The organism is Halorussus salilacus (genome assembly GCF_024138125.1).
Taxonomy (GTDB): Archaea; Halobacteriota; Halobacteria; order Halobacteriales; family Haladaptataceae; genus Halorussus; species Halorussus salilacus.
Window position 1 is genome coordinate 255,265 of the sequence record NZ_CP099993.1, and the last position, 12,265, is coordinate 267,529.

The window sequence follows — 12,265 nt, forward strand, 5'->3', positions numbered from 1 at the left end:
CGGAACTCGGTGAGGATACGGAGTCGGGTCTGACGCAGACACCACGGCGGGGGTACAGCTTGGCGAACAGAGATAGGGGGTACCGAAGCTCCGTATCGACAATCGAAACGAAGAATCAGAATGACACGAAAATCAAGAAAGAAAGCAAGTGCAATAATCCTCTCGGCACTGATGGTGCTCTCGATAGCGGTCGCGGGAGTAGCACTCGGTGCGGACGTACAACGCGGCGGCGAGGACCGCACGTTCAACCCGGGCGTCGGCGGACCCAACGACGTCGTCGTCTCCGAACAGAAACCGGTCGTCTTCCAAGGTGAAGACGACATCAACTTCGTCGGCGACAACGGTCAGCCGGTCGACCCGTCGACCCTCATCGGGGTCTCGGGTAACGCGGAGGGCGTGCCGCTCGAATCGCCCATCCCGCGCGACCAGGAGCTCGGCCAGTACGCCGCAAACGGCCGCAGCCAGAATCCCGGCGTGACCGTCCAGCGACCGCGCGTGACCGACCTCGAAGTGTTCAACGAGCGCGCAGTCGACGTGGAGGGCTCGTCGGTTCAGGAGGACGAGACGCTCCTGATCCGCGGCGAGTGGAACTTCCAGAACGCCGAGGACCTCTCGCTGACCGTCACCGACGAGGACGGCAACGAAATTACCGGCGACGTGCTGACCGACACCGAGTCGCTCTCGGACGCCCAGCGCGAGGAGCTCACGGGGGCGTACGCCGAGTACCCCGAGAAGGTCGCTAACCCCGGCCAGCGCGGGACCGGGACCGGCATCGAGCACCTCCAGGGCGTCGGTCAGTTCGAGGAGGAACAGCTCCAGAACGCCAGCGTCGACGCCGCCTACTGGGCCATCGACCTGAGCGACCAGGACGCGGGCGACTACACCATCACCATCGACGGCTGGGACAACCTCGACTTCGATTCGGCGACCCGGTCGAGCGTCGTCTCGCTGACGACCGATAGGGACATCGCGCTCGACCTCGACGCAGACGCCGCCACCCGCGGCGAGAACGTCCGGTACACCGTCCGGGGTTCGACCGCGGGTGCGAGCCACTACGTCACCATCGAGGACAACGACTTCCGGAACAACCAGGTCAACGAACAGGTCTTCCGCGACGTGGAGGACGTCGTCGACCGCGGGTCGGTCGACACCAACGACGACGGCGAGGCCGACTTCGCGTGGGCACAGATCGAGATAGACGAGGACACCGGTCTCGGGGTCGGTCAGATAGACACGACGTTCCTCGACGACACGAACGTCGACGTCAACGTCTACGAGGCCGACAGAGAACTCGACGACATCGCCGACGACATCGGCGACACCGAGGACGACCGGACGCTCGACGTCCAGCAGGGCACCCTCTCGATAGAGAGTCCCATGGGGACGTACATCGCCGGACAGGAGGTCGACCTGACCGGAACCGCCGCGCCCGGCGTCGACGACGTCGCCATCTACGTCCGCGACCAGGGCGACTGGGAGCTCGTGGACGTCAACGAGGACGGACAGTTCGACCAGAGCGACCTCATCAACGTCGACTCCGACGGCGAGTGGGAGGAGCGCGACGTGACCCTCTCGCAGGCCAACGACATCCTGAGCATCCCCGGTCGATACCGCTTCGGCGTGGTCGAAGCCGAAGACGTGGTCGGCCAGAACGACACGGTTCAGGAGACGCTGACCACGTCCGAGTTCAGCAGCGCCACCAGCGAGCAGACGTCCATCATCGTCGGCGAGCCGACGCTCGGCGCCGGAAACGCCTCGCTCGCAGCGTCGCTCGGCGGCGCGCCGATGGCGATGCAGGACGACAACAACACCACGCTCGAACAGACCGAAGAGGAGTCCGAGTGGGTCTTCAGGACCTACAACGAAGAGGTCGCCGTCGAAGACGGCACCGTCGAGGTCGCGGGCGTCGCGCCCGGTCTCGACGAAGTGCTGGTCGTGATGGTCGACACGCGCGGGCGCGTCGTGACCGAGACCATCAGCGTCGACGACAACGACGTGTTCGAGGAGGACGACATCGAACTCATCACGCAGGAGGGCCGACAGCTCAACGAGGGCGAGGTCCGCGCCATGGTCATCGGACTCGGCAGGGACACCGTCGTCGGTGACGGCGTCCTTCCGGGCGAGGAGCGAGCCGACCTCGCCGGACTCGAGAACTGGATTCAGTCGTTCGGTGCCGGTGGGCTGACACAGGCACAGGTCACCGAGCGCATCACCGACGAGACCACCGACGAGGCGGGGAGCGACGACCTGATGCTCCAACAGCAGTTCCGCTACGCCGACGCGCGAACCTCCGTCCAGAGCATCGCGCCCGAAGGGGAAGACTCGGACCTGACTCCGACCTTCCAGCGCCAGATCTCGCCCGTCGAAGCAGACGGGACGATGGTCGTGCAGGGGCTGACGAACCGCCAGCCCGACGACAACACCATCACCGTCGAGGTCATCGACGGTCCGAGCGCCGACGACTTCGACTCGGCAGCGACCGACGAATGGGACCGCACCGGCGTCTGGTCGGTGAACCTCAGCACCGAGGGCATCGAACCCGGCACGTACACCCTAGAAGTCGACGACGGCGATAACACCGACGTCGTCCAGTTCGAGGTCGTCGAACCGGGCGAGGCCGAGGAGACGACCCCGGCCGAGAACGAGACCGCAGACGAGGACAACGAGACGGAGACCGCAGACGAAAACGAGACTGCAGACGAGCTACCCAACACGCTCGAAATCAGTGCGGCCGACGAGGACGACACCGTCACCTACACGATGGCGGTCGACGGGAACGTCGAGGTCGTCTCGGGCATCAACGCCACCGCAGCCGAGGAAGAACTCGCGGAGGGGAGCCTGACGGCCAGAACCTCCGGAACTGACTCGTTCGAGTTCGCGGGCCAGATAACCGAGTTCTCGGTCGAGGGTGACGCGGAAGTCCTCCTCAACGGCGAGGAGGTCGACCCCGACGAGGTCGCGAACGCGACTGCGGCCAACGACTCGGTCGTCGCTCCGTAGGACGGCCGGTACAGCCAGCGAACCGACTTTCGGTTTCGATTTTTCGACCCGCGCTCAGCCACCGACCAGTCGGACCCACGTCACGAGCACAGACGGGAGGACCAGAATCGACGCGAGGTAGGCGTAGACCACGCTGAGCGCCGTGAGCAGTCCGAACTGGCCGATGGCCGGGAACACCGCCAGCACGAGGACGCCGATGCCGAAGACGGTCGTCAGCATGCTCCCCGTCAGCGCGCCGCCGGTACCGACGAGCGTCCGGTCGAGCGCCGCGAGGGCGCGCGCGCCCTCGCGGCGCGGTCGCTCGGTCCTCGGAGTTCGGCCGGTCGTCGGCACTCCCGTCCCGGCGTTCGAGACCAGCGCGCCGTCCGGCGCGCTGGTCTCGCCGTCCGAGGCCCAGTCGCCTCTCGGCTCCTGCGCCTCCCTATCCGAGGCCCAGTCGCCTTTCGGCTCCTGCGCCTCCCTATCCGAGGCCCAGTCGCCTCTCGACTCCTGCGCCTCGCGCTCCTCGAACTCGTCGACGAACCGGTGGACGACGTGGACCGAGTAATCGATGCCCAGACCGATGGTGATTGCGAGCACCGTCGCGGTGAAGGCGTTGAGCGAGATGCCGACCGCGCGCATCGTCCCCGCGAGCGCCGCGACGGTGACGACGATTGGGACGAAGTTGGCGACGCCCAGCGAGGGGCGACCGAGGAGGGCCGCGTACACTGCGACGAGGAAGGCCGCGGTTCCGACGAGCGCGACCGCGAGGCTGACGATTGCCGACTCGAAGATGAGGTCCGAGATGGCCTGAAACACCACGATGTTGCCGGTCGCGGTCGCCTCGTACCGGAACCGGTCGGCGACCGTCCGGGCGTCGGCGGTGACCTCGCGCTGGTCGGCGTCGCCCCGCACCGAGTAGACCACCCGGGCGCTGCGGCGGTCCTCGGTGAGGTACTGGCTCGCCAGCGGGGCGTACTCCGAGTCCAACAGCGCGTCGTAGACGGCGTCGAGGTCGCGGTCCGGGATGCCGTTGCCGTCGCGGTCGTTTCGCGCGACGAGTCGCGCGAACTCGGGGTCGGTCGCGGCGAGCGACTCGACGACCGTGAGGATGCTCTGCTCGCTCGCGTGGCGGCCGTCGCGCACGAAGGTCTCCGGCGGGTCCTCGCCCGCGCGGTGGAGGGCTTCGAGCGCGGTGTCGCGTCCCATCGGCCCCTCGACGTAGACCACCACCTGCTCGTCCTCGCTCGTCTCGAAGTTGGCTTCGAGGAAATTGATATCGCGAGTGACGGTGTACTCGTCGGGCCTGAACGGTTCGGGGAGCCCGTCGAGGTAGGCGGGCGTCTCCTCGGGCGGCAGGAACTGCTCGTCGGAGAAGGAGGTGTCCACCCCGGTCGCGTACCCCGCGGCCCCGGCGGTGAGGAGCGCGGTCATCAGGAGGAAGACGAGAGGTGCGCGACGCGAGATGCCGACGCCGACGGTCAGGGCCGCGGCGAGCGACGACCCCTCGGAACCGAGCGGCGACTGGCTGAGCGTGGGAATCGGATACCGCTCGCGGGCCCGGTCGAGCAGGACCTTCGCGGCGGGGAGGAACACCCCGAACACGAGCGCGGTGAACACGATGCCGACGCTGGCGACCAGCCCGAAGTCCCGGATGGGAATCAGTTGGCTCGTGAGGTTCGACGCGAAGCCGATGACCGACGTGGCGGTCACGATGAAGAACGCGACCAGTAGCTGGTCGGTCGCCCTGCGCATCGCCGCGCCCGGCAGGTCGGTCCCGCCGAAGACGGCGGGGCCGCGGTCGGCCGACTCGCCGAGGAGGTCCCGGCGGTCCTCGCGGTAGCGATTCACCGCGTGGATGCCGAAGTCGATGCCGACCGCGAGCAGGAGCGGCGGCACCGCGATGAGGATCTGGTTGAACGCGACGCCAGCGAACCCCATGAAGCCGAAGGTCCAGATTATCGCCATGACGAGCGCGACGACCCCGAGAAGGAGGTCGGCGAGGTCGCGGTAGGCGACGACGAGGAAGGCGACGATGAGGACCGCCGCCGCGGGCACGACGACGAGCAGGGTGTCTCCGATGACGTTCTCGAACTCCGCGGCGATGATTCCCGCGCCGAACACCCGGACGTCGCCCCCGACGGACGCGGCGACCGACTGCATCTCGCGCTGGATGGCGGTGAGGGGGTCGGTTCCGGCCGTCTGTTCGCCCGCGTCGAATTCCGGGACGGCGTGCTCGACGACCGTGATGCTCGCGCTCGCGGAGGCGGCGCGGGGATTGAAGTCCTCGCTCAGCAGGCGCTCGAACGACGGATTCTCGCTCGCGGCCGTCCGGACCGCGGCCTCGATTCGGGCGGGACTCGCGCGCTCGACCGCCCGGAGTTGCTCCTCGGCCGTGGTCGCCTCGGGGTCGAGCGTGGTGGCGACGACGTTCGCCGGGCCGGTCGTCTCGACGATTCGGAGGCCGGGGCGTCGTTCGAGCCGATGCTGGAGCGTGAGCATCCGGACCAGCGCGGGCTTCGAGACGACGTTCTCGCCGGTGTGGATGAGCTGAGTCGAGGTGGCTCCCGGCGCGAAAGCGGGGTCGAACTCGCGGTTGACGGCGTCGAGCGCGGTCTGCTCGGGCACGTCCTCTCCGAACTGCTCGGTGCCCGACTCGGTGGAGACGCTCCCCGTGCCGACCGCGAAGACCGCGGTCAGGAGCAGGAACGCGGCGACGACCCGGCCCGGCCGGTTCACGATGTAGCCGTCGAGTCGGTCGATGACGCGCTGGTAGTCGAGTCGCAGAGTTCCACCCCCGATTCGGATTGGCTACTACGGCGACCGTGAAAGGTGCGCGGGTGATATGTAATTCGGGTGTGGGTTCGGAGAATCGGACCGGCTGTGTTCGAGTTAGCGAGTAGTACGAATTTACAGAACTCCGTGAACTGCGCTCGCACGTCACAAATGAGGACCGCAGGCCACGCCCTCCCCAACCGATTCCGTCGCTCACGCCTTCGGCGTTCGCTCGGTCATCCCTCGCGCGGAGTAGGCGCGGCACAAGGCCGCGCCAGCGCGCGCCGTGACTCACGGACGAGGGTTCGCGAAATTCGACGTGTTTCGTGGCGCGTGGCCTGCGGTCGCGGTGCGGTTTCATAGGTACCGAGAGCAGCTAGCTTCTGCTCGAATCGTCTGGTCCAAATGTTGCGAAGCGAGCGCCGACCAGATATCCCGCAGAGCAACCGCGAGCGTCCGGAGGCTTTCGAGGACTTCCCAGTAACGAGTGCGCTGACGAACACTACAGAACGGAACGACCCTCGAAACGCGTCTAGATGTAGTCCTTCACGCTGGTGTGGACGCCCATCGACTCGAAGGTCTCCTCCAGAGCGTCGAGCACCACCGCGAGGTCCTGCTGGAGGTCGTACTCCCGGTACTTCCCGCCCGCAGACCCCTCGTTGATCTCGGTGACGTTCAGGATGCCCAGCATCGCGAGGTCGTCCAGATGCTCGCGGAGCCACCGGGCGGTCAGGGGGTCGCGCTGGGCGGCCTCGGACAGCGACTTGTAACGAGTGTAGATTTCGCGCGAGCGAGCGGGCGTGTCGTTCTCGGCTTCGAGGGTGGCCAGCGCGTAGACCACGAGGCGCTCGTGGTCGTTGAGGTCGGCGATGCCCCGGGCGACCTGCTCGCGTTCGAGGAGCTCCCGGCCCCGGCGGACGTGCTGTTCGGTGACCCGCTTCTCGTTCTCCTCGCGGGCGAGGTCCCCGGCCTTGAGCAGGAGGTCGAGCGCCTTGCGGGCGTCGCCCGACTCCTGCGCGCCGAACGCGGCGCAGAGCGGGACCACGTCGTCGGTCAGGACGCCCTCCTTGAACGCCACGTTCTTGCGCTGTTCGAGGACAGCGCGGAGTTCGTTGGCGTCGTAGGTCGAGAAGGAGATGGCGCGTTCACAGAGCGACGAGCGGACCTTCGGGGAGAGCGAATCGCGGAAGGTGAGGTCGTTGGAGATGCCGATGAGGCCGATTCGTGCCTCGGTGAGGTTCTCGTTCTCTCGGGCGCGCGAGAGCTGATAGAGGATTGAGTCGTCCTTGAGGTGGTCGATCTCGTCGAGCACGACGAGGACGATGCCCCCGTGGGAGTCGAGTTCCTCCCACATGAGGTCGTACACCTGCGAGCGGGAGTAGCCCGTCTCGCTGATGTGGCTCGACGGGGGTCGCATCGCGTTGACGAGGTGGCTCGCGACCCGGTAGGAGGAGTTGAGGCCGTCGCAGTTGACGATCTCGGTCCGGACCTCGAGGTCCTCGTACTCGTCGGCGTTGTCTTCGAGCTTGTTCAGCAGGAACCGCGTGGCGGCGGTCTTGCCCACCCCGGCCTTGCCGTAGAGGAAGATGTTGTCGGGTTGCTCGCCGTAGATGGCGGGCTGGAGCGCCCCGTGGTACTCCTCCAGTTCGTCGTCGCGCCCGACGAGCGTGTCGGGCGTGTAGTCGTCCAGCAAGGCTTCGCGGTTGGTGTAGGGAGAGTACTCGCGGACGAAGTCGAACGAACCCATTACTCGCCGGATTTCGCGGGGCGGCCTTGAAGGTGTCGAAACCACCCGTTCCGCTGATTCCGCTGATTCGTCTGAGTCGTTTATTTAAAAATGACCCCCACCCCATCGTTCCGCTGTAGGTGGCGCGAGAGGGTGGGGTGGGGGGTGCGGTGGACGGGCGGTCTCTAGAAATAGGAACCTTCTTGTCCTAGACGAGATAACCATACCCGTAAACTAGTCAAAAAAGACTATTTCGACTACATCGCCGCGGAAATAACTCCGAAACGCCCGGCACGCACCGACCCCCACCCCCCTCCCACGAGGAATTCAGCGGAACGACGGGGTGGGGGACTTTATAAACGAACTCCGACAGACGAAACACCGGAAATGGCGGTTACTCGTGACACACCCACATCACTCCCACGATACACCCACATCACCCCCCACGATACACCCACATCACCCCCACGATGAGTCCACGACTCTCACGATTCGGGAGGGTACACCTATCGCACCAGAAGCCACGCAGTTCCGCCGAAAGGCGGCAGTGGGAAAGGCCTGCCGGATAAGCAGTCTTGACGTGATTTGCCGCCACGTACGATTATTCAAACAGTTATTATAAATATCGGGGTTTATTACTGAACCCTGGCACTACTTCCGACGCGAATAGCGACCCCCGAGAACCGCACATCGGGTCGAGAGGCCGAAATCGAGAGACCGAAATCGGAGGTCGAACCCGAGGGGTCGAACCCGAGAGGTCGAAATCGAGAGACCGAAACGACGACTCATCCCCGGTTCAGAGCACGATGCTCTTCTCGCGAGTCATCTCCTTTATCGTCGTGTGGAGGCCCTGACGCCCGATACCGGAGGCCTTGTTGCCGCCGAAGGGGATGTCGCCAAGCCCGTGGCTCGGCGCGCCGTTGATCCGGACCGCACCGGCGTCGAGTTCGTCGGCCAACTCCATCGCGCGGTCGTAGTCACCGGTGAACACCGAGGCGTCGAGCGCGAGGTCCCCCCGATTGGCGATCTCGACGGCCTCGGCCTCGGTCTCGAACGTGGTCACCGCCGCGACGGGACCGAACTGCTCCTCGTGGACGATTCGGGCGTCGTGGGGGACGTTCGCGAGTAGCGTGGGTTCGAACTCCCGGCCGCCGCGCTCGCCGCCCCGGACCAACTTCGCGCCCTTCCCGACCGCGTCATCGACGAGTTCCTCGACCCACTCGGCCTGCCCCTCGTCGATGAGCGGACCCATGGTGGTGTCCTCCTCGAAGAGGTCGCCGGGCTGCCAGCTATCCATCTCGGCCTCCAGCAGGTCGACCACCTCGTCGTGGACCGACTCGTGGGCCAGCACGCGGCTCACGGCCGAACACCGCTGGCCCGCGTACTTGAACGACCCCTTCGCGCACTCGCCCGCCACCTTCGAGAGGTCGGCGTCGGGGAACACGACCGCGGGCGCGTTGCCGCCCAGTTCCATGTGGAGGTTGACCATGCCGCTCTCCTTGGCGACGTGTCTGCCCGCGGCGCTCGACCCGGTCATCGAGATCATGTTGATTCGGTCGTCGCCCGCGAGCACGTCGCCGATGTCGCTCCCTCGGCCGGAGACGAGGTTGAACGCGCCGTCGGGCAGGTCCAACTCCGAGATCACCTCGGCCAGAATCGCGGCGCTGACCGGCGTGTCGCTCGCGGGCTTGAGGATGACGCTGTTCCCGGCCGCGAGCGCAGGCGCGACCGACAGCGCGGTGGTCGAGACCGGGTAGTTGTAGGGCGTGATGGCCAGCACGGTGCCGATGGGTTCGTGCTTGACGATGGCCTCCCACCCCTCGTGGCCCGCGGTGGTTCCCTCGCGGAAGTCGCCCTTCAGCGCGCGGGCCTCCTCCTTCGCCCGGCGGAACCGCTCGGCGGCCGACTCGACCTCGCCGCGCGCCGAGGAGATGGGCTTGCCCGCCTCGCGGACGACGACCTCGGCGAGCTCCTCCTTGCGTTCGAGGAGGCCGTCGGCGATGTCGTCCATCCAGTCGGCGCGCTCGGGAATCGTCGTCTCGCGCATCGCCGACTGGGCGCGCTGGGCCGCGGCCAAGGCGTCGTCGGCCTGCTCGGGACTCGCGGCCGCGACCTGCGCGAAGGTGCCGCCGTCGGCGAGGTCGGTGACTTCGAGCACGTCGTCGGCGTCGTGCCAGTCGCCGTCGATGTAGAGGCGTTCTCGGCGCTGGAGTGGTCGTTGTGACATGAACCGACCTTGGCGCTCCGCGGGTAAAATATTTACTCAAGAGCGGATTAACGTAGGCGGCCGAAACGCTCCCGGTTCTCGGCTCCGAGGTCACCATCTCTTCTCGTCGGCCGTCGACTGCCACCGCCACGAATCCAGACGGCTTTTGCCCCGCGACTCGGACCGACCACGCATGGACGATTCGGACCGCGATACGGACGCCAGACCGTCCGACGCGCCGATTTCAGACGCCAGACCGTCCGACGCGCCGACGGTCGCGGCCTGCCAGACGACGGTCGCCGACCTCGACGTCGACGCGAACCTCGCGACGGTCCGCGAGCGCGTGGCCGACCTTCCTCCCGAGGTCGAAGTCGCCGTCTTCCCCGAGTACGCGCTGACCGGGTTCGTCGGCGACGAGCGCATCGGGGCCGTCGCGCTCGCGCGCGACGGCCCCGCGCTGGCCCGCCTCCGCGAGGCCGCGACCGCCGCCGACTGCGCGCTCCTCGTCGGCTTCGTCGAGGAGACGGGAGACGCCTACCACAACGCCGTCGCCTACCTCGACCCCGACGGCGGGACGACCGTCTACCGGAAGCGCCACCTCTGGGCCAACGAGCGCGAGGTTCTGACCCCCGGAGAAGACCGCGTCACCGTCGAGACGCCCGTCGGCACCGCGGGCCTGCTGACATGCTACGACCTCAACTTCGTCGGCGAGAGCGCGGCGCTCGCCCGCCCAGAGGTGGACGCGCTGTTCGTCATCGGCGCGTGGCCCGACGCCCACCATCGGAACTGGGAACTCCTCGTGCGCGCTCGCGCGCTCGACGGCGTCCGGTGGGTGGTCGCGGCGGGCCGGACCGGTCGCAAGTCGGTCCCGAGCCCGGGCCCGGACCGAAGCGAGTCGGACGACGAACCGACCACGTACGCCGGGCGCTCGCGAGTGGTCCGACCCGACGGGCGCGTGCAGGCCGGACTCGACCGCGGGGAGCGCGACCTCGTGGCGAATCTGGACCCCGCGGTGCTGGCGAGGTGTCGGGAGACGATTCCGGTTCACGAGGACGCCCGTCGGTGAGTCAGTCCCGATGGCGACTTCGCACCCACGCTTAAGCGCTCTCGGGTCGTTCCCCCGTCGGGGGAGAACACATGAGCAAACAGCAACGACAGATACGTCAGCAGGCGGGCACCGTCGAGGAGAACCCGGTCCGACTCGACCGCGGCAAGGCCGAACAGGTCGTGGAGGCGCTGAACGCCGACCTCGCGGCGAGCTACGTCCTCTACCACCAGCTCCGAAAGCATCACTGGAACGTCGCGGGCGCGCAGTACCGCGAGCTACACCTCTTCTGGGGCGAGGCCGCCGAGGACGCCGAGGAGAACGCCGACGAGCTCGCGGAGCGAGTTCAGGCGCTCGGCGGCGTCCCCGTGAGCGGTCCGGCCGCGCTCGAACGCCACAGCCCGATTCCGTTCGAGGGCGAGGACGTCTACGACGTGCGGACCTCGCTGGAGAACGACCTCGACGCCTACGGCGACGTCATCGAGAGCGTGAGCAGTCACATCGAACTCGCCGAGAGCCTCGGCGACCACGCGACCGCGGAAATCCTGCGCGAGCAACTGGTCGGAATCGAGGAGTACGCTCACGAGGTAGACCACTTCCTCGCACACGACTCGCTGACGCTCTGGTGAGAGAAACCCCTCTCTCGGGGGTTCGCGCCCCGAACGCCTTCGTTCTCGCGGCTGATAATCCACAGGATACTTATTACGGTCGGGCGAATCGTACGAAACGAAAGAGGGTCGCATGGTCTCGAAGGCGTTCTTCACCGGGTCGAAGTACCTCGTCGAGGACAACGACGGGCGAAACGACTACCTCCGGTACGACGACGAGCGATTCCTCGCGGTGCTGTCGACCGCGGGTCGAAAGCTACTCCAAGCGCCGTTCGAGGCAGACGACCGGAAGGCCGCCTACCTCAAGTCGCTGGTTCGGCTCAACGAGGCCTACTTCTCGGCGCGCGAGTACGAGAACGACGCCAAGGGACGGTACTACAAGCACGACGACCGCTCCGAGCGACGCTTCCGGATACGGACCGCCGAGCGGTTCAGCGACCTCCGAGACGACCTGCGGACGCTCCTCGCGGCCCACGACGCGCTCGTCGAGGCCGCGGCCGACTACGTCGACCGGACCTACGACGGCGCGGAACGCAGGCGGGCGCGCTCGGCGGTCCGCTCGACCCTGCTGGCCTGCACCGACCCCGCGGTGAGCGAGGCGTGGTATCCGACGTTCGAGGCGTACTACTACAGCCTCAGCCCGGGCGAACTCGTCGCCGAGGACCGCGAGCGCCGGAAACAGCGCATCGAGGGCACCGAGAACTCCCGGGGCATCGCGGAACTGCTCGACAAGCCCGGCTTCCGGAAACTGACCGAGCGCGACCTGCGCCGGATCCGCCAAATCAACCGCGAGTCGCCCGGTTCCGACGCCCGCGTCTGGAAGCGACTGCTCGAGGACTACGGCTGGTATCTCACTCACGAGCGCGAACGCGAGCGAGCGGCCCCCGGCGACGAGGCCGGGTGAGCGGCCGGAAGAAGGTCGGCGC

The 12,265-nt window shown here is 67.1% G+C and carries 7 protein-coding genes; 4 read left to right on the forward strand and 3 right to left on the reverse strand.

Translation table 11 applies throughout. The features are described 5' to 3' along the window. Window positions 1–171: 171 nt before the first annotated feature. Entirely contained in the window at window positions 172–3,000 is a 2,829-nt protein-coding gene (locus NGM10_RS01335) for a hypothetical protein (protein ID WP_253480990.1), read from the forward strand. 54 nt (window positions 3,001–3,054) lie between these two features. Here NGM10_RS01335 and NGM10_RS01340 read toward each other — a convergent pair whose 3' ends face one another. The 3 genes from NGM10_RS01340 to NGM10_RS01350 all read right to left on the reverse strand — a co-directional run bounded on the left by NGM10_RS01340 (window position 3,055) and on the right by NGM10_RS01350 (window position 9,707). Beyond that, window positions 3,055–5,718 (reverse strand): efflux RND transporter permease subunit, encoded by a 2,664-nt coding sequence (locus tag NGM10_RS01340; protein ID WP_253480993.1) that lies wholly within the window; start codon window positions 5,716–5,718, stop codon window positions 3,055–3,057. Between the two features lie 568 nt (window positions 5,719–6,286). Next, a complete protein-coding gene (locus NGM10_RS01345) occupies window positions 6,287–7,501 on the reverse strand; it encodes a Cdc6/Cdc18 family protein (protein ID WP_253480996.1) in 1,215 nt (404 codons plus the stop codon). 775 nt (window positions 7,502–8,276) lie between these two features. Next, entirely contained in the window at window positions 8,277–9,707 is a 1,431-nt protein-coding gene (locus NGM10_RS01350; RefSeq protein WP_253480998.1) for an aldehyde dehydrogenase family protein, read from the reverse strand. A 172-nt stretch (window positions 9,708–9,879) separates the two neighbouring features. On the opposite strand from NGM10_RS01350, the gene NGM10_RS01355 reads away from it, so the two are divergent. From NGM10_RS01355 to NGM10_RS01365, 3 genes are all read left to right on the forward strand, one after another. Then, window positions 9,880–10,752, forward strand: a complete 873-nt coding sequence (locus NGM10_RS01355) for a carbon-nitrogen hydrolase family protein (RefSeq protein ID WP_253481001.1) — start codon at window positions 9,880–9,882, stop codon at window positions 10,750–10,752. 71 nt (window positions 10,753–10,823) lie between these two features. Then, complete coding sequence (dpsA, locus tag NGM10_RS01360; RefSeq protein WP_253481002.1) at window positions 10,824–11,360, forward strand: DNA starvation/stationary phase protection protein DpsA; 537 nt, start codon at window positions 10,824–10,826, stop codon at window positions 11,358–11,360. 112 nt (window positions 11,361–11,472) lie between these two features. Next, the gene (locus NGM10_RS01365) at window positions 11,473–12,243 is read left to right on the forward strand and encodes a hypothetical protein (RefSeq protein ID WP_253481003.1); all 771 of its coding nucleotides are present in this window, start codon (window positions 11,473–11,475) and stop codon (window positions 12,241–12,243) included. Window positions 12,244–12,265 lie beyond the last annotated feature (22 nt).